At 34.3% G+C, this 20,626-nt stretch carries 12 protein-coding genes; 8 read left to right on the top strand and 4 right to left on the bottom strand.

The window, feature by feature from the left end; translation table 11 throughout:
* Nucleotides 1-259: 259 nt before the first annotated feature.
* The 3 genes from SB689_RS04205 to SB689_RS04195 all read right to left on the bottom strand — a co-directional run bounded on the left by SB689_RS04205 (nt 260) and on the right by SB689_RS04195 (nt 4,119).
* Nucleotides 260-2,023 (bottom strand): amidohydrolase, encoded by a 1,764-nt coding sequence (locus SB689_RS04205; RefSeq protein WP_410690897.1) that lies wholly within the window; start codon nt 2,021-2,023, stop codon nt 260-262.
* 274 nt (nt 2,024-2,297) lie between these two features.
* The gene (locus SB689_RS04200) at nt 2,298-3,296 is read right to left on the bottom strand and encodes an alpha/beta fold hydrolase (protein ID WP_410690895.1); all 999 of its coding nucleotides are present in this window, start codon (nt 3,294-3,296) and stop codon (nt 2,298-2,300) included.
* Between the two features lie 34 nt (nt 3,297-3,330).
* Nucleotides 3,331-4,119, bottom strand: coding sequence for an alpha/beta hydrolase (locus SB689_RS04195; RefSeq protein ID WP_410690893.1), 789 nt, complete (start codon nt 4,117-4,119; stop codon nt 3,331-3,333).
* Nucleotides 4,120-4,354: 235 nt separating this feature from the next.
* On the opposite strand from SB689_RS04195, the gene SB689_RS04190 reads away from it, so the two are divergent.
* The 4 genes from SB689_RS04190 (at nt 4,355) to SB689_RS04175 (ending at nt 10,460) form a co-directional block, all read left to right on the top strand.
* A complete protein-coding gene (locus SB689_RS04190) occupies nt 4,355-6,607 on the top strand; it encodes a histidine kinase dimerization/phosphoacceptor domain -containing protein (RefSeq protein WP_410690890.1) in 2,253 nt (750 codons plus the stop codon).
* A 4-nt stretch (nt 6,608-6,611) separates the two neighbouring features.
* A complete protein-coding gene (locus tag SB689_RS04185) occupies nt 6,612-8,543 on the top strand; it encodes a sigma-54 dependent transcriptional regulator (protein WP_410690888.1) in 1,932 nt (643 codons plus the stop codon).
* 507 nt (nt 8,544-9,050) lie between these two features.
* Nucleotides 9,051-9,803, top strand: a complete 753-nt coding sequence (locus SB689_RS04180; RefSeq protein ID WP_410690886.1) for an SDR family oxidoreductase — start codon at nt 9,051-9,053, stop codon at nt 9,801-9,803.
* A gap of 75 nt (nt 9,804-9,878) precedes the next feature.
* A complete protein-coding gene (locus SB689_RS04175; protein ID WP_410690884.1) occupies nt 9,879-10,460 on the top strand; it encodes a TetR/AcrR family transcriptional regulator in 582 nt (193 codons plus the stop codon).
* A gap of 145 nt (nt 10,461-10,605) precedes the next feature.
* Here the strand turns inward: SB689_RS04175 and SB689_RS04170 are convergent, their stop codons facing one another.
* Nucleotides 10,606-11,550, bottom strand: a complete 945-nt coding sequence (locus SB689_RS04170; protein WP_410690883.1) for an MBL fold metallo-hydrolase — start codon at nt 11,548-11,550, stop codon at nt 10,606-10,608.
* A 546-nt stretch (nt 11,551-12,096) separates the two neighbouring features.
* Between SB689_RS04170 and SB689_RS04165 the strand changes: the two genes are divergently transcribed.
* The 4 genes from SB689_RS04165 (at nt 12,097) to SB689_RS04150 (ending at nt 20,625) form a co-directional block, all read left to right on the top strand.
* Nucleotides 12,097-13,476, top strand: coding sequence for a glycoside hydrolase family 28 protein (locus tag SB689_RS04165; RefSeq protein ID WP_410690882.1), 1,380 nt, complete (start codon nt 12,097-12,099; stop codon nt 13,474-13,476).
* On the top strand, nt 13,476-16,331 hold the full coding sequence (locus SB689_RS04160; RefSeq protein ID WP_410690881.1) for a glycoside hydrolase family 2 TIM barrel-domain containing protein: 2,856 nt from the start codon (nt 13,476-13,478) through the stop codon (nt 16,329-16,331). The genes SB689_RS04165 and SB689_RS04160 overlap by 1 nt, the downstream gene beginning before the upstream one ends.
* A 3-nt stretch (nt 16,332-16,334) precedes the next feature.
* Nucleotides 16,335-17,654, top strand: a complete 1,320-nt coding sequence (locus SB689_RS04155; protein WP_410690880.1) for a rhamnogalacturonan acetylesterase — start codon at nt 16,335-16,337, stop codon at nt 17,652-17,654.
* Between the two features lie 193 nt (nt 17,655-17,847).
* Entirely contained in the window at nt 17,848-20,625 is a 2,778-nt protein-coding gene (locus tag SB689_RS04150) for a glycosyl hydrolase (RefSeq protein WP_410690879.1), read from the top strand.
* Nucleotide 20,626 lies beyond the last annotated feature (1 nt).

Raw genomic sequence — 20,626 nt, 5'->3', positions numbered from 1 at the left:
TTATTTATATGTTCTAACAAGTGTGAAACCTATCCGTATACGTATAAAGCTCCTAGCAATGGTTAAAAGACCTCGTTAAACCATTTAGAAACCTATAAAGATGAGTTTTTAACCTTCTCGGATGATTAAAAGACGCCAAATTACTATTCCGAAACCGATATGGACGAATATCATAACCTCTCCGGATCATTAAAAGGTCTCGTTAAAGGACTTCAAAACGTCTTTATTGGGATACAATATTGGCATTTTGGCTTAATAATTACTTAGAATATCCACCAAAATATTTCACAGGCGACCATTCCGGAATTACAGGATCAATAGCAGGATCTAGTGATTTAAATTCTCTTGCTCCGTAAACAATTTTGCCATTAACGATCGTTAAATCAGATTCAATTTCTCGTACTTTATCATTTGAAATATTGAAATAATCCTCAGATAAAACAGAAAAATCGGCATACATTCCTTTGATTAATTTTCCTTTGTCTTTTTCTTCACCAGAAAACCAAGCGCTTCCAGAAGTGTATAATTGAAGGGCTGTAAACTTATCCAAAACCTGATCTTTCGGCCAGAACTGCATTCCACCCAACGTTTTTCCTGTAATCAGCCAGTGCATTGCCATCCACGGATTATAGGTGGAAATTCTGGTGGCATCTGTTCCCATCCCAACTGGGATTCCCATTTTCATCATTTTTTTGATAGGAGGGAGTTGAGTTTTTGGAGCCCCGTACATTTTCTCATACAATTCTCCCTGAAAATACATTCTGAATTGCACCGCGATTCCGCCATTAAGTTTTTTAACTCTTTCTAATTCTTGAGGGGTAATAGTTTCAGCATGATCAAAAAACCATCTTAGACCATTAAATGGAATGTCTTTATTCACTTTTTCAAAAACATTCAGCATTCTGTCAATTGATTCTCCATACGTCGCATGTAATCGGAACGGCCATCTGTTTTTAACCAAAAGCCTAATGATTGGCTCTAAATCTTGCTCCATTTCATCTGAAAGAACAATCCTAGGCTCTAAAAAGTTTTCAAAATCTGCCGCTGAAGCCACAATATTTTCTCCCGCACCTTCTTCGGTATAACCATTGGCAACCAAAAGATTATCATTTTTATTGATTACCGTTTCGGCAACCCATTTTTCATAATCCTGAAGCTCTTTTCCTTTTTGTTGTGCGAACAAATAATAGGAAATCCTAAGATTGAGTTTGCCTTGTTTCGCCAATTCCATAGAAGTTGCATAATCCGCAGGAAAATTTTGAGAACCTCCTGCGGCATCAATAACGGAGGTCAAACCAAATCGGTTCAGTTCTCTGTTAAATTGAAGAGAGCTGTTAATTCTTTCCTCGGGGGTTAATTTTGTAGTTAATCCTAAAGTAGTATAAATGGCTTTCGGAGTTTCTTTAGCGAACATTAGTCCGGTTAAGTTTCCGTTTTTATCTTGTTCCAGAACGCTTCCTTCGTAATGAGTATCTTTCGTATAACCCAAAACTTCGATTCCTTTTTTGTTTAAAAATGCTTTACCATATAAATAGGTGATGAAAACTGGTTTGTCGGGAACAGCGGCATTTATTTCGTCAATTGTGGGTTGTCTTTTTTCCTCAAATCCAAACTCATTCCAACCACCAATTACTTTGATCCAAACTCCTTTCGGAGTTCTCGCTGCCTGTTCTTTCAGCATTTCCATGGCTCTTTTTAAAGTTTTTACACCGTCCCAACGCAATTCAGAATTATAATTCAGTCCTTCACGAATCACATGAATATGACTGTCATTTAAGCCCGGAACAACCGTTTTTCCTTTAGCATCAATAACTTTAGTTGATGTTGTTTTATAGGTATCTAAAATGCTTTTTGAAGTTCCTGTTGCGAGAATAATTCCGTCTTTTGTTGCAATGGCCTGAACAAATTCACCTGACTTCTGCATGGTTGCAATTTTTCCGTTGTAAACAATCAGGTCGGCTTTTTCCTGAGACTGTATCAACAGACCAAAGAAAAATAATGGGAGTAAAAATATTCGTTTCATTTTTTTTAGATTTAATTGGTCTTTTAAACTTTTATTGAAGAGAAATTTGTTGAAAATTGAATAATTTTTTACCACAAAAGAATCAAAAGATATTATTGATTTATAGAGTTCAATTATTGAGTAAGCAAAAGTTTTACAAAGAATAAAAATCAGAGATTTTAAAACTTATGTGTTCTTTTGAGCAGTTTTATAATCAACTTAAAATAACTTAAGTGTTAATCTTTCGTTTCTTTTGTGATAAAAATAAAAGTTTAAAAAAGTTTTTATGTGATATTTATTTCGCAAGAAAAAATGCCAATAAATCTTTCTGAACCTGAGCTGTATTTTCCTGAACCAGCCAATGTCCCGCACCTGCAATTTTAGATTCTGTAACATTTTCAGCTACTAATAGGGAATGGTCTTTTAGGAAAGCTGCCGCAAAGTATTCTCCGCCCATTGCTAACAAAGGCATTTTCAGTTTTGTTTTTGCAAATTCCAAATTGTCTTTTCCGTCCTGAGGGAAATTTCCAAACCATTTAAAAGTTGATTTTGCACCATCTTTAACGGCGTAAGCTCTTACGAATTCGGCTGTTTCTTCAGCTGTAAAAGGATCTTTCACGTGTCCAACCATTGGCCAGAAATTAGTCAAAAACTCTTTTTCTCTTCCCTTAACAATATCTCCTGAAGCTGGCCAAGCAAAAAATCCGAACCACCAAGCTGAAGCCGAAACTTGTGACCAAACTGGTTCTATTCCGGGAAGAAGTGCATCCATTAAAGCGACTTTTTTCACTTCATTTCCGTATTGTGCAGCGTAAGCATAGGCCACCATCAATCCTATATCGTGTCCGGCAAGATTAATATTATTATAACCCAGTTTTTTAACCAATTCATGAATGTCTTTTGCCATTGTTTTTTTATCATAACCACCTTCTGGTTTGTCAGATTCTCCGACGCCTCTTAAATCGGGTGCGATAACGGTGAAATGTTTTGAAAGTTCAGGTAGAAGACGGTTCCACATGTACCAGTTTTGTCCAAAACCGTGAATCAAAACAAGAGGTTCTCCTTTTCCTCCAATTACATAATGAATTTTTACACCATTTACTAAAGCGGTTTGATGTTTAAAATTAGCAGGCGGATTTGCCGGTTTTGGGTCATCGATACCAACTGTTTGAGATGTTTCAGATTTTGAAGGCGCTTCTTTTTTATTAAATGAGGTCAGCAATAAAAAGATAACGGGTAATAGGCTTAAAAAAAACATTCTGTTTTTTTGTCCAATTTTGTAGATTGTTTTCATAGTATTTGATTTTAAAAATTGTTAATAATTTTATTTAATTTTTCTGTTTTTGTATCCATTCTAAAATATAAACTGCGATTTCCTGCCAGCCGGGTTGTCCTAAAACAAAATGATTTCTGCCGGGAAAAACTTTATAATCGGTAACCGAATCTTTGTCGGTATATTTTTTATAGTTATCATGATTCAATTGGTGCGGAATGGTATGATCATTATCACCAGCAATGAATAATATCGGATGATGTGGCGCAATAAAATCCACTTTTGCAGCTGAGGTTATTGTATCTCGAACAACAAGCTTAGATTCCGGAATTGCCAATTGTTGATAACCTTTTTCCTGCCATTCAAGAGGAAGGCCGTTTGCAAATGCATATTGCCATTGTGAAAAACTCATGAAAAAAGTTTTTTTGGTAGAGGTGAAAAACCCGAGCGGTCCCCAACCAGCTTTTAAAAAAGAAAACTTAAAGGTCATAATACCCTGCGGTGGAACTGAATGAATCGCAACAATAGAAGAAGCCAATCCCTTTTGATTTAAAATCTGGGCAATTAAACCGCCGATTGAATGACCAATAATAATAGGTTTTTCATTAAGTGATTTTGCAATTTTTTCATAATGTTCAATGAGTTGAGTTAATCGGATAGAAGCTACTTCCGGATCCGGATGACGTTTTCTGAGCACTTCGGGTGAAGCGTCTTTAAAAGGCCAGGCTGGAGCGATGGTTTTATATCCTTTACTTTCATAAAAATCTTTCCATTCGTTCCAGGATTCATTACTGACGAATGCTCCTGTTATAAAAAGGATCGTTTTTCGATTATCTGTTTGCATATTTGAGTGATTTGGTTGTTATGCTTTAAAAACAGACAAAAATCGAGCGTGTTTTATAATATTTTGATAATCAAATGTTTAATATGAAAACGAAAATTTTCATCCAACTATATTTCGTCGTAAAACGAAAAAAAGTAGTCATTTTTCGTTTTATAAAAAATGTGATTTTTTTCTGATTAACAGATGCATTGCAGATGATTAAGTCGTAAATTAGTCTAATATTTCTACCTTAAATATGGTACCTCAAAAACTAATACTGCGATACTTATTTTTACACAGGTTTATCCTTACGTGTATTTTCGTTTTGGCTCCGTTATTTATGGGTGCGCAAAGTAGTTTTAATAATAATGAAGAGGTTCTTCGAGCAGAACAACGCTTGAAATTAAAGGACGATGATAAAGAAAAAGTCGATTTACTTTTGGCTTTAAGCAATTATTATTACGAAAGAGATAAATACAATATCGAGCCCGTTGCAAAATCTATAATTTATACAAAACAAGCTTTTACGATCAGTAAAATGCTCAAGTATAGAAAGGGTTTAGGTGCTTCTTACCTCATGCTTTCTATGTTGGAACAGCATGATAATCATTTCGATAAAAGTTATTCACATGCATCTGCGGCAATAAATATTCTGAGTAACAGTAATGAATATAATTTACTCGGAGAATCCTGGGTGATGATTTGGTCCAGCAAAACGCTGATGGGAATGAGTTATGAAGATCGTATTTTTTACCTTCAAAAAGCGGGTACGTATTTCGCAAAAGCCAATAACAAAAAACGTTTGGGAGACTGTTATAAAGAAACGGGCGATATTTATCTTTTGATAGGAAACGGAAAGGAAGCACTGAACTGTCTAAAGAAAGCGCTAACCTTATATCAGCAAAGTCATTATAAAAAGCTAGACAATATTTATGATCTCATGGGCGCGGCCTACATATTTTTAGGAGATTATAAAGAAGGATTAAAATATGGTTTTCTGGCTCTGAATACCGCCGAAAAATTGGGTGAGAAAAAATCGTTTCTCTATGTAATTTATAATAGAATTGGTTTGGCTTACGAAGAGATGAATGATTATAGTAATGCGTTACAGTATTACGAGAAATCATTAAAAGTCGCTCAGGATTTTAATAGTATTGAAGATATCAGAGCGATTGTCGGCAATATTTCCCGCACTTTGTTGAAAACCGGACAGTATAATAAAGCGTTAACATTAATTACAGATATAAAGAAGCAATATCCAAAAATCGGAACAACAAATTCCTTTAAGCTCGACTGTATATTAATCAGAATATATGTTCACAAAAAGCAGTATGAAAAAGCGTTGCCGTATCAGACAAAAATAATTTCCAATATTGAAGAAGTTCATGATTATGACGTCTTAGTGTTGGTTTACACTACTTTAATTGACTTAAATTTAGCTTTAAAAGACTACGAAAAGGCAATTTATTACAATAAATTACACCTTAAAGTCTGTAAAAAACTCAATAAAGACAGTTATTATGCTGATTATAATCTTTGGGAGTATAAAATTGATTCAGCGAAAGGAAGATTAGAGCCTGCATTGATGCATTACAAAGAATATGTGAGGTTTAGAAAGAGATATTTTGATGAAAAAAAGTCAAATGAAATCAATAAACTGAATATATTGTACGAAACTGAAAAAAAAGACAAGTACATCACCAATCTAAAAAGTGAATCTATTCTGCAAAACAGCAACCTCGAGAAAGCATCGTTGATCCGGAATATCATGTTTGGAGGTTTTGTTATTCTTTTGGCTTTTATTTATTTTCTGTACAGGGCTTATCAATCAAAACAAAAAAATAATCTTATTCTTAAAGAGCAACAAGATCAGATCAGGCAGAGTAATATTTCGTTAAAAAATGCAATTACTGAAAAAGAGTGGTTGCTTCGGGAAATCCATCACAGGGTAAAAAATAATCTGCACATGGTGGTCGGATTATTGGCAAGCCAAAACGAATATTTGCAGGGCAATGAAGCGATTGATGCTAATTTAGAAAGTCAGAGAAGGGTAGAATCGATGTCGATGATTCATGATAAATTGTATCAGTCCGAAAATCTTTCTATGATTGATATGCCATCGTATATTTTAGATCTTACTTATTATTTGTCTGATTCATTTGATGTTAGGAAGCAAATCCGATTTTCACTTGATATTGAAAAGGTAGATTTTCCGTTGTCACATTCTGTTCCGATAGGTTTAATTTTAAATGAAGCGGTAACCAATTCCATAAAATATGCTTTTCCTGAAAACAGGCAGGGTGTTGTAACCATCATTTTGAAACAGGAAAATGAGAAATTTCACCTGACTATCTGGGATGACGGAATAGGAATTCCCGAAACGATTAGTCCTGAAAATAGCAAATCTTTAGGATTAAAACTTATGAAAGGACTGAGCGAAGATATTTTGGCTGATTTTAAAATCTGCAATGAATCAGGAACAAAAATAGAACTAATTTTTACAATTTAAAGAAATGGACACAAGCACAAAAATCCTAATTGTTGAAGATAATTTTGTAGAAGCCAATCATTTAAGATTGATGCTTAAAAACGCTGGTTATCCGATTTTGGGAATTGCACGAAGTGTAAACGACGCAAAAGAAAACATTCTAAAAGAAAGACCGGGTCTTGTGCTCTTGGATATTTTCCTGATGGGAAAAGAAACGGGTCTTGATTTGGCTAAATTTTTAAAGGAAGAAAATATTGGCTTTATTTATTTGTCGGCCAATTCGAGTGAAGATATTTTAAGTGAGGCAAAAGCTTCCCATCCTTATGGTTTTTTGGTGAAGCCATTTCGTGAAAAAGACCTTTTGATCATGATGCAGATTGCAGGATATCATCAAAAGTATAACATCGAATCTTCTGTAAGAAAAGAACAACTTTTTCAGAGACAGCTTAAAAATCTCGTTTCGAATTTTGGAACTTGGGATGAATATTTATATCAAATGTGTACGGCATTACAGCCGATTATCCCGTTTGATCTGATGATTTCAACCTATATTACGGATGAAGGGATTGACAATATAATTTTCGGATTTTTGAGAACAGGTTTTAATGAATATCAAAAAATTACTTTGAATGGATTCCAAGAATTAACTGAATTAAAACTTCATGAATTAGAAACGATTTTAAAAAACACAATCACCGAAGATAACATCTGCATGTACAATGGTAAAGATTTTCAAAAGAAAATAACGGAAGCTACATTACATAAAATCACGGTAAATTATCTTGGAATGAAATCTAATCTTAGCTTGCCAATTCCTTTATCAATCAGTAAAAAAGGGAAATTTATTTTTTCGTTTTACAGTAAAAATCCATCAGTATTTGATGAAAAGCATCTGGAAATCTGTAAAAGATTACAGGATAATTTTATATATAATGTAGAAAATATAATTGCCAGACAAAATGATAGTGTAAAGGATATTGTAACCTTAAATTCATTAGGAAACGGTTTTGAAGGGATCATTGGTAAAAGTCCGTTACTTCTTAGCGTTTTTGATTTTATAAGTCAGGTTGCGCCTACTGACACTACTGTATTAATAACCGGGGAGAGCGGTACAGGTAAGGAAAAAATAGCCAATGCAATTCATAATTTATCATCAAGAAAAGATCAGCCTTTAATTAAAATAAATTGCGCGTCATTACCTGCAAGTTTAATTGAAACAGAACTTTTTGGGCACGAAAAAGGTTCTTTCACGGGAGCGATTAACCAACATATCGGGAAGTTTGAACAAGCACACAACGGAACTTTATTTCTGGATGAAATAGGAGAGATTCCTTTGGAAGTTCAGGTTAAATTATTACGCGTTCTGCAGGAAAAAGAAATCGAACGCATCGGAAGCCACAAATCTATAAAAGTTGATATCCGAATTATCGCAGCAACCAACCGTAATCTGGAAAAAGAAGTTGCCGAAGGAAAATTTCGCCTTGATTTATACTACAGATTATGTGTTTTTCCACTGGAATTGCCTGCATTAAGGGATCGTAAGGAAGATATTGGCATTTTGGCTCAGCATTTCATCAAAAAATATTGTGAAAAATTAAAAAAGAATGAACTGAATTTATCCGCGGATTCAATAAAAAGTCTGCTAACTTACAACTGGCCGGGAAATATCCGTGAACTGGAAAATCTTATTGAACGAAGTGTCATTTTAACGAAAGGAGATAGTATCAATATAATTCCGTTACCTGTAGCCGTTAATATAAAAAATAATGATAAAGATGAAGATCTTTTGCAAGACAAAACGATTGAAGAGAACGAAAGAATTCATATTCTCAATATTCTAAATAAATGCGGTGGCAGAATAAGAGGTGAGGATGGTGCTGCTAAAATTCTTGGAGTTCCCCCTACAACGCTTGCTTCTAAAATGCTGAAACTAGGTATTAAGAGAAATCATTATTAAAAGTATATGCACTTTTATTTTTCTTATTTGAAGGTATTTTACTGCTTCGAATGGCACCTGATTATTTTTTAGGAGCTATTTCCTGCTCTCCGCACTCGCTATTTCTGTCTTAGTTTTCGGCGCGGCGGCTTTGCCGCCGCGCCGAAAACTAAGACAGAAAATGAGCTCAAACAAATGCTTCGATTAGGGCTAGGAATTTGCGATTGTTATAGAAAATAAACCTCACAGGTTTTTAAAACCTATGAGGTTTAAATCCGCAATATTTGTCATTCTGAAAGAATCCAAGCACGAGCTTTTCCAAACAGCCTTCTAATATTATATCTAGATCCTTTCAGGATGACAAACATACCCGAAAAAATATTCTTTTAAAAACAGGTTTTTGATTCAAATAAAACAAAAAATAAAATTTAACAAAAATTTAACATTTTAAATAATGGAACGATCGTTCCATTATTATATCTTTGTCCTATCAAAATTTAATAATTAATAATTCAAACAATTTAAGAAATGAAAAATTTAGAAAACAAAGTAGCTATCGTAACAGGAGGAAATAGCGGAATCGGATTGGCAACAGCAGCAGAATTATCAGCTAAGGGGGCAAAAGTAATTATAACAGGAAGAAACCAAGAATCTTTAATGCAAGCTGAAACAGAATTAAATGTAACCGGAATCAGAGCCGATCAAACAGATTTAAAATCAATAGACAGTTTAGTTGAACAAGTTTCTTCTCAATTTGGAAAAGTGGATATTGTATTTTTAAACGCCGGAATGGCTGCTTTTGCACCCGTAGATTCAGCGTCAGAAGAACATTACGACAGCATCATGAATGCAAACGTGAAAGGAGTTTACTTTACTGTTCAAAAATTATTGCCTATCCTGAATGATGGAGCTTCAATTATCTTTAATACTTCAATCAATGCACATGTTGGTATGCCTAACTCAAGTGTTTACGCCGCAAGCAAAGCAGCAGTACTATCTTTAAACCGTGTTTTCGCTACAGAATTAGCGCCAAGAAAAATCAGAGTAAATGCAGTATCTCCTGGTCCTGTTGAAACTCCGCTTTATGGTAAATTAGGATTAGCAAAAGAAGAAGTTGAAGGTTTTGGAGCAGTTTTAGGAGAGAAAATTTTATTGAAACGTTTCGGACAGGCTAGTGAAATTGCAAAAACAGTGAGTTTCCTTGCTTCAGATGATGCATCATTTATTACAGGAACAGAAATCGTTGTTGATGGTGGTTTGACTGTCAATCCAGTAGTCTAAAAATTTTTTCTAAAATTTCGGAATGAATGTTCCGTTATTTTATTATCTTTGCAAAGGAATATAATTTTGAAGATCATGGCCAGAACAAAAGAATTTAATGAAGATAAAGCTTTAGACAAAGCAATTGAAATTTTCTGGCATAAAGGTTATAACGGAACTTCTGCGCAGGATTTGGTAACGCATCTTGGTTTAAGTCGCTCGAGTTTGTACGATACTTTTGGTGATAAGCAGAAATTATTTGTACAATCTTTAAAGAAGTACCAAAAACAATCACAAGATCAGATTATAGATCTTTTTGAAACGTCTGAAAATATAAAAGAAACCCTGCATGATATTTTCAAACAGGCAGTTATCGAGAGCTTAGAAGATAGAATCACAAAAGGATGTTTTATGGTCAATTCTTCGGTTGAACTTGCTATGCACGATCAAGAGATCGCTAAAATTGTACAAAACAACGCCAAAACCATGGAAGAAATTTTTACAAATGCAGTTCAAAAAGGTCAGGATTTAGGACATATTTCTAAAAAAATGGACGCCAAAGTTTTAGCAAGATTTATCTTTAATAATTATTCCGGCATCAGAGTTTTGGCTCGCACCGGAGAAAAAGATAAACAGGTTTATGATGATATTGTGAAAGCTATATTATCGATACTTTAAAATAATGATAGTTAATAAAAAGCCTCAATTAGATGTTAATTGAGGCTTTTTTATTGTAGTTATTCAGTAAAACTGAAAAATATAAAAGTGTACAATTATTAATATAAAATTCAATTCTTCCTTATAATTCTAAAGCTTATATAATCTAGGGCAGACTAATTTTTTTGCCCTGTTCAGGGAAAATATAATTGACTTTCAACGGATTATTTTTCAATAATTCCTCTTTTATAATCTCCGGATTATCTCCTGTTGGTTTCCTGTGAGTAACTACCACATTAAAGTTTCCAAGATTTTTCTGTCCGGTTTTTTCTTTCAACTTTTCTAATTCTTCTACTAATAAATTAGGAGTTAAATGTCCAAAAAGTGACTTTTCAGGTTGACTGTTTGGGAAAGAAACTTCAATTAATATGGTGTTTAATTGTCTTTTTTTTATCAATGGAGCAATGTCGTTCCAAATAGTATTCAATTTATCAGATTTCTCAACTCTGTCGGCTCCTGTATCACCGAAATACAGCAAATAATGTTCGTCTTTTCTTACCAAAACAGCAGTACTTTTATAAGGATTTACATGACTCAGTTCGTAAGATTTCAGGAAAAAAAAAGTATTTGATACTGGAATTTCTACTCCTTCCTTCAGTTCATTATAATGATACTTTCCGAGTATTGGTTTTTGCCCCTGATCAGCAAAATTAATCCATGTATCATTTATAAAATAATGATTTTGAAGAATTTGAATTACCGGAGCAATAGCATAAATATCCTTTTTAGAATCAGCTGGAGAATTGATAATCAGCCCGGATAAATGATCCAAATGACCATGAGAAATAAAATATCCTTTGATCTGATCTTTTAAAACAGTTTCTGTTATTCCAGTCAGACTTTTCAATTCAATGGCTTTTCGGATTCCTGCATTTACTGTTCCTGCATCAAGACAAAGAAACGACTTGTCATTGGGCGCTCCGACCAGATAAGCCGATAAATTATCTTCCTGTTCTCCACCATAAATACCTAATGGAATAAGGTCAAAATTTTGTGCCTGAGAAGCAACGGATAACAAAATAGCAAATAAAGAAAATCTTATTTTTTTCATTATAATTAAAACTTAAAAAAATGAACTTTCATGGTAATTCAGGGCAAATTTACACTATTTATTTGAAGCTTTTTGACTCTGTTTAATTGTAATTAATTTTTTTAAGGAGCAATTTCCCGCTTTCTGCTGTATCTTTTTGGTTACGGCCTCCGCTTCGCTTCGGCCGCAACCAAAAAGGATGTCGCGCCAATCGGGGCTAGGGCTGTAGTCTTTTATTTCAACATTGAAAGCCTCTACAAAGTTTCATGCTGAAAGCATCTAGACGCGAATATTTCCATTCTTTTTTCTAATACTAAGCTTAGATGCTTCCAGCATGACAAATTCTTGTAACTAAATTTTATCGCAGATAAAATCCTTGCGCCTTAAAAAGAATAATTTATATGAAAACTTTGCGCCTTTGCGATTAACTAATAACCAACAACGAGCAACCAACAACCAAAAACTTTTCCACATGAAAGAGCAGGATGCTGTAAGTTACTAAAATGTATATTTTTATTTTTGTTAATTAGTTTAATTAAAATAATTCAGGATTTACTGAAAATAATTATGAAATTTCAAAATATATCAACATTCCTATTATCTCTGTTTATACTTTTTTTCTTTTCATCAGCGGTGAAGAGTCAGGATAAATTTCCGGATGGAACGGTCATTCCGCAATGGTTTAGAGATAACAAACCGACAGACATCAACAAATTAGGAAAAAAATATATTCTTACGGATTTTGGAGTTAAAAATGACAGCACGATTCTTCAGACAAAACAAGTTCAGGCGATCATTGATAACGCTGCTAAAAATGGAGGCGGAGTTATTATTGTTCCAAAAGGTACATTTTTGATAAGCTCGATCTTCTTTAAACAAGGAACACATTTGCATTTAGAAAAAGGAGCAGTTTTAAAAGGAAGCGATGACATCAACGACTATCCGGTCGTAACAACAAGAATGGAAGGACAAACCGTAAAATATTTTCCGGCATTAGTAAATGCAGACGGATTGGACGGTTTTACGATTTCAGGAAAAGGAACACTGAACGGAAATGGTTTACGCTTCTGGAAATCATTCTGGAAAAGACGCGAATGGAATCCTAAATGCACCAATATGGATGAAATGCGACCTCGTATCATCTACATTTCAAATTCTAAAAACGTTCAGATTGAAGATATTACCGTAAAAAATTCACCTTTCTGGAGTACACATTATTATAAAAGTCAATTCGTAAAGTTATTAAATTTAACAATTTTAGCTCCAAAAGAGCCTGTAAAAGCACCAAGTACAGACGCAATTGATATTGATGCTTGTTCTAATTTCTTAGTTAAAAATTGTTATTTATCAGTAAACGACGACGCCATTGCATTGAAAGGCGGAAAAGGTCCAAAAGCGGATAAAGATCCAAATAATGGTGAAAACAGAAATATTATCATAGAAAACAATACTTTCGGATTCTGCCATTCTGCATTGACTTGCGGAAGCGAATCGATTCACAATTACAATATCATTTTCAGAAATTCGACAGTGAATGATGCTTCGAGATTGCTGCATTTGAAAATGCGTCCGGACACGCCGCAACATTACGAATACATTACGCTTGATAATATTAAAGGAAACGTAAAAACTTTCTTATTTGTAAAAGGCTGGAGCCAGTTTTTTGATTTGAAAGGAGAAGAAGCACCGAAAAGGAGGTTAGCAAATAATATTGTGTTAAAAAATATAGACATCAGTTGTGAAACAGCTTTCGATATTGAAAAATCGGACCTGTACGAGTTGAAAGATTTTACTTTTGAAAATATAAAGATAAAAGCGTTAAAACCTGAAGAACAGAATTTAAATGCTATTGAAAATGTAAAGAAAACGAATGTAAACGTTACCAAAGTAGCTTCTTTAGGTCAATCATACGATAAAAAAGACGATTCCGACGAAGGCAAAAAATAATGAATTATTCTTCCAAAATATTCTTTCTGTTATGTTTGTGCTTCCAATTGCTGCATGCTCAAAGTAAGGAAATTCAATTCCTGAGCGGGACAGATTCTGAGCATACAAAAGAGTGGGTTTTTTGGATAAGTGGAGGTCGGAAATCCGGAAGTTGGAGCAAAATTCAGGTTCCTTCTCAATGGGAACAGCAGGGATTTGGCTCGTACAATTATGGAAGAGATTATGTGACTTATGGCAAAAATTTTAAATTTAATGATGAAGTAGGTTTATACAAACACAAATTTTTGGTTCCAAACTCATGGAAAGGGAAATCGCTCAACATCGTTTTTGAAGGCTCAATGACCGACACCGAAGTGAAAATTAATGGAAAACTTGCCGGAGCAATTCATCAAGGTGCTTTTTATGAGTTTAAATATGATGTTTCAGACAAAGTAAATTTTGGAAAAGAAAATATTCTCGAAGTCAAAGTTTCTAAAATGTCCGCCGACAAATCTGTCAACAATGCCGAACGTCTTGCAGATTATTGGATTTTAGGAGGGATTTTCAGACCTGTTTATCTCGAGGCAACTCCAAAAGAAAACATTTCTTCAACATCAATTGATGCAAAAGCAGACGGAACTTTTCGTTCCAATATTCATTTAAAAGGAATTAATTCGGTCAATAATATAAAAGTAGAATTATTTGATGCTAAGAATATTTTGATTGGAGAATCTCAAATTAAAATTGAAAAAGGAGATACTTTAAAACAAATCCAGTTTTCCGTTAAAAATCCAAAACTTTGGACGGCAGAAACTCCGAATTTATACAAAGCAAAATTCAGTTTACATAAAAATAAAAAAGAGATCTTTCAAACCGAAGAAAAATTCGGTTTTCGAACCATTGAAATCCGAAAAGGCGACGGAATTTACATCAACGGAATCAAAATCAAGATGAAAGGCATCAACCGTCACGTTTGGTGGCCGGAAACAGGACGAGCTGTTAACAAAAATATCGATTTAATGGACGTTCAGCTTATCAAAGAAATGAATATGAATGCCGTTCGCTGTTCACATTATCCACCCAATAAATCATTTTTAAAAGCTTGCGATTCGTTAGGATTGTATGTTTTGGATGAATTGGCGGGCTGGCAAAAAAAATACAGCACAGAAGTCGGGAAAAAACTCGTGAGAGAAATGGTTACAAGAGATGCCAATCATCCCTCGATCATTTTTTGGAGCAACGGAAACGAAGGCGGACATAATTTTGATTTGGATACAGAGTTTGCAAAATATGATGTGTCAAATCGCCCGGTCATTCACGCACATCACAAACCGGGAAATGCTTTCAACGGGATTGATTGCAACCATTACGAAGATTATTACAGTACAAAAACGATTCTCGAAGGAGAAAATATTTATATGCCGACCGAATTTTTGCACGCTCAGGATGATGGCGGCGGTGGAACTTCTCTGGCCGATTATTGGGAGCTTCACTGGAACTCAAAAAAAGGCGCCGGAGGTTTTATTTGGGCGTTTGCAGATGAAGGCTTAGTGAGAACCGATTTCAATAATCAGATTGATGTAAATGCGATCAATGCTCCGGATGGAGTTGTGGGTCCGCATCGTGAAAAAGAAGGAAGTTTTTATGCGATCCGCGAAATTTACAGTCCGGTAAAAATTGATATTAAAACGATTTCAAACGATTTTAACGGAAATATTCCTGTGGAAAATCGATATCATTTCACGAATTTAAATGAATGTCAGTTTGAATGGAAATTGATCAAATTTAAAACACCATATTCCTCAGAATCAGGATTTGATGTTCTGCAAAAAGGAAAAGCAAAATCACCAGATATTAAACCGACAGAAAAAGGAAATATCAATTTAAATCTTCCTCAAAACTGGAAAGAAAGTGAAGCTTTATCATTAACAGCGACCGATCCTTTCGGAAAAGAAATTTATACCTGGACTTGGAAAATTTCGTCTAATGATGAAATTTCAAAACAGTTTCAGAAAACTTTAACCAAAGAATTTCCGGTTTCTGTTGTAGAAAATGATTCTTTATTTATTTTAAAATCAGAAGAAAAAGAATTTTCAATAGGTAAAAAAGATGGGTTATTAAAATCAGTCATTATCGATAAAAAAGGCAAGAAAATGACTTTCAGAAACGGACCAGTTTTCGTGAATGGGAAAGTAGAATTCTCATCCATAAAATCTTTTGCGGAAGGGAAAAATCAAATCATTGAAATATCCTATAAAAACGGAAATAAAATAATCTGGAAGCTGAATCCTGACGGAATTTTAGAGTTAAATTACGAATATGCACTTTCAGGCGATTATCCGTTTGCAGGCGTAAGTTTTGATTACCCTGAAAATTATGTCATCAGCGCAAAATGGTTGGGCAAAGGCCCTTATCACGTCTGGAAAAACCGTACTCAAGGGCAAACTTATAATGTTTGGCAGAATTTGAGAAACTCAACCCGAACAGGTTCTTCACCTTGGATTTATCCCGAATTTAAAGGATATTATGATGATGTTTCGTGGTTGCAGCTTGATACTGCAGAAGGGAAAATTACGATCGGAACAAAAGAAGAAAAGATGTTTGTAAGGCTCTTTGATTTTTATGGAATTTACGGTGCCGAAGGTTATCCGAAATTACCAAGCGGAAATATTTCATTTTTGGATGCGATACCGCCTTTGGGAACTGTTTTAGCTTTTAACATTAACGATAAAACTGAATCTTTAGGAAAGGAAAGCGAATTGAATCATCTCAACGGAACTTTTAAAAGAACGCTTTATTTTTATTTCGGTTTGCCGGATTTAGGGGATGAAAATAAACAGTTTACAATGCCGAAAGAAAACATTTTAACGGATTAAATTATGAAAAAGATAGGATTTTTAATGTTTTTTTTAAGCTCGTTTTTGTTCGCGCAACAGACAATTTTCAAGTTTGATTTTGGCGGAAACAGAACGGAAAACGGATTTATTCCAATCACTTCAACTTCAAAATTTGATAAAAAAATTGGCTATGGATTTATGGATATTTCCAGCTTAAAATCCGTTGACAATGGAGGAAATGCATTGACGGGAGACTATATCACCAGCGACAAGCCTTTCTATTTTTCAGTGGCAATTCCTGAAGGAAATTATGATATAAAATTAGCGTTAGGCGACAGCAAAGGCAATTCTGAAACGACGGTTCGTGTAGAAAATCGCCGTCTGATGCTGGATGATGTGAAAACAAAAGAAAAGGAAATCATTGAAAAATCAATTACCGTTCATGTTAAAGACAGCATCATTCGTAATCAAAACGGAACTCAGATCGGGATTGTAAAATTAAAACCAAGAGAAACAAAATATCTGCATTGGGATAATCTGTTGACCATTGAATTTAATAATAAAGCTCCAAAAGTTTGCGCATTAATCATTCAACCCAACAAAACAGCAAAAACGATTTATATTACGGGAGATTCTACGGTTGTAGATGCGCAGTACGAGCCTTGGGCTTCTTGGGGACAGATGTTGCCGTATTTTTTTGTTCCGAAAGAAGTCGTAATTGCCAATTATGCCGAAAGCGGGGAAACGTTGAAAGCCTTTGAAGACCGCCACCGAATTGATAAAATTTGGAATAAGATAAAGCCCGGAGATTACCTATTCATCCAGTTTGGACATAACGACCAAAAGTATGGGAACAGCACGAAATCCGGCTATAGAAAAAGATTAACAGAATGGATTAATAAAGCAAAACAATTGGGAGCGATTCCGGTTTTGGTGACTTCAATGAATCGTCATGTTTTTGATGAAAACAATAAAATTGTCAATACTTTGGATGATTTTCCTGATGCAATGCGTGAAATTGCAAAAGAAGAAAATGTATTTTTAATTGATTTAAATGCCATGAGTAAAACGTTGTTCGAAGCGATGGGACCGGAAAATTCTAAAAAAGCATTTGTGTATTATCCCGCAAATTCTTATCCGAATCAACCAAATGCTTTGGCAGATGACACTCATTTTAATACATATGGAGCTTATGAATTGGCAAAATGTGTGGTGAAAAGTATTGTAGATCAAAAGTTGCCTTTGAGTAAATTTGTTTCCAAAAATTATAAAGGTTTTGATCCAAATAAACCTGATGCAGCCGAAAAATTTCATTGGCCTGAAAGTATTTTTATGGAATCTTTAAAACCTGATGGAAATTGAAAAATTTAGAATTTTGTGGTTTAAACACTTTAGAACACGTAAGTTTTTAAAGTTTAAATGATTGAAATAAAAGTTCACGTTAAGAGAAAATCAAAGATTTTCAAAAACTTAAGTGTTCTTCTGAAAAGTTTAGTAATTAACTTCAATTAGACTTAAGTGTAAGATCTTTTGTGCCTAAATTAAATACGTAAAAATGAAAATTAAGAATATAATCAGTCTAAGTTTAATCTGTTTTGCCTTCGGAAACCTTTCCGCACAAAATCCGTGGCCCAAAACTACCGAAACCGCAAAACCGTGGACACGCTGGTGGTGGATGGGAAATGCTGTGGATGAAAAAGGATTGGATAAACAGCTGACAACACTTAATAAAGCAGGTTTTGGAGGCGTTGAAATCGTTCCGATTTACGGAGCGAAAGGATTTGAAAGTCAATATATTAATTATCTCTCTCTGGAATGGATGAAAATGCTTCAGTTCACCACAAACAAAGCAAAAAGCCTGAATATGGGCGTTGATATGGCAGTCGGAACAGGCTGGCCAATTGGTGGGCCGCAGGTAAGTGAAGAGGATGCTGCCACAAAAATGATTGTTCAGACTTATACAATTTCATCAGGTGAAAAATTTGCAGAGAAAATTGTTTTAAATGATGAAAAGCTTAAAAATTTAAAAACGATAAAACTCGATATTGTTACCGCTTACAACGAAAAAAATGAAGCCGTTGTCTTAAACGATAAAATCACAAATGACGGCTCTCTCAATTGGAAACCCGATTCCGGAAAATGGATGATCTATGCGGTTTTTACAGGTAAAACTTTACAAAAAGTAAAACGTGCAGCTCCGGGTGGTGAAGGATATACATTAGATCATTTTTCGCCTGTTGCAACGGTAAATTATCTTAAAACTTTCGATAAAGCTTTTGGAAATTCAAACTATGGCGTGCGTTCTTTTTTTAATGACAGTTACGAAGTTTACAATGCCGACTGGACGCCTGATTTTAAAAATGAATTTAAAAAAAGGAGAGGATACGATTTGAGTCCGTACATCAAATATTTGATTAATAATGATGAAAACGAAATAACGACAAGAGTTAAATCTGATTACAGACAAACGTTGAGCGAATTGATTTTAAACAATTTTGCAGATAATTTCACGAACTGGGCACATTCCAAAAACTCAAAAAATACCAATCAAGCGCACGGTTCACCCGGAAATTTGCTTGATTTGTATGCCGCAGTCGATATTCCTGAATCTGAAACTTTCGGAAGCTCTATTTTTGAAATTCCGGGGTTGAGAAGGGACACCGCAGATATTCAGAAATCGGATATGCCTGATTTCAATATGTTGAAATTTGCTTCGTCAGCAGCCAATGTGACAGGCAAAAAACTAACTTCAAACGAGACTTTTACTTGGTTGACTGAGCATTTCAAAACCTCTTGGTCGCAGGCAAAACCAGAAGTGGAGCAGGTTTTTTTATCGGGAATCAATCACGTTTTTTATCATGGGACAACTTACACGCCGGCTGATGTTTCTTTTCCGGGATGGCTGTTTTATGCTTCGGTTAATTTTGTTCCGGAAAACAGTTTGTGGCCACATTTAACAGGATTAAATTCTTACATTGAGCGCACTCAAAGTGTTTTACAAAGTGGAAAATCCGATAATGAATTGCTGATGTACTGGCCGATTTACGACCAATGGGCAAGTCCAAAAGGAAAAGATATTGCCTTTAAAGTTCATAACGTTGAAAAGTGGTTGCAGCCAACTCCGATGTATGAGAATTTGAATAAACTAAACAAAATGGGTTATTCACTTGATATGATTTCAGACAAAATGATTAACGAATCAAAATCTGAAAATCTGAAAATTCAGACTGCAAAAGAAGGATCTTCTTATCAAGTTTTAATCATTCCGGAATTGACATATTTACCGGAAACTACGTTGAATGATATTCTGAAATTAGCCCAAAATGGTGCTTCGGTTATTTTTCAAAACGAACCAAAAGATATTCCCGGAAACTTTGAAGTGGAGAAAAGAAGAAATCAATTAAAATCTTTGTGGAATCAAATTCTGTTTCAAAATCAAGGCGAAAATGTAAAAATTGCAAGTTTTGGAAAAGGAAAGATTGTTTTAAGTTCAGATGTTGAAAAAGGATTAGAATATTTAAAAATTCAAAGAGAAAAATTAACGGACACGGGATTGAAATTTGTGAGAAGACAGTTTGACGGCGGAAAATATTATTACATTGTCAATCATACTTCAAAGGAAATTAATCAATTTGTTCCTATTAATTATACAGAAAAGCAAACGACGATAATGAATCCTGAAAATGGAGATTTTGGAGTTGCGCAGACCCAAAATAATTCTGTTCGAATTCAGTTGAAATCCGGAGAATCTTTAATTCTGAAAAATTCTGAAACTGTTGATTCATCCATCTCAAAATGGAAATATGCAGAGAAGACGGACGCTCCGATAGTTTTAGATCAGACTTGGCAATTGAGTTTCAAAGAAGGCGGTCCCGAACTTCCAAAATCAAGAAATTTAAATAAATTAGAACCTTGGACGAATTTTTTTGACGATCCTGCAACGCAAAGTTTTTCAGGTACAGGAATTTACACCACTACTTTAAGCTTAAAAAACAAAAATGCAGACGATTATCTTTTAAAATTTGATAAATTGTATGAAAGCGCAAAAGTGATTGTAAACGGTCAGGATGCGGGAATTGTCTGGAGTATTCCTTTTGAAATTAACATTGGAAAATACCTGAAAAAAGGTAAAAATACAATCCAAATAGAAGTTTGTAATTTAATGGCAAATAGAATTCGATATATGGACCAGAATAAAATCACGTGGCGAAATTATAATGAAATTAATTTTGTAAACATTAATTATAAACCGTTTGACGCTTCCAATTGGAAAGTTCAGCCTTCTGGTTTGGATGGTAAAATTCAAATAATTCCACTAACTTACTCGAAATAAA

This window comes from Chryseobacterium sp. SIMBA_038 (assembly GCF_046535115.1).
Classification (GTDB): domain Bacteria; phylum Bacteroidota; class Bacteroidia; order Flavobacteriales; family Weeksellaceae; genus Chryseobacterium.
This window is presented reverse-complemented; position numbering and strand designations above follow the sequence as displayed.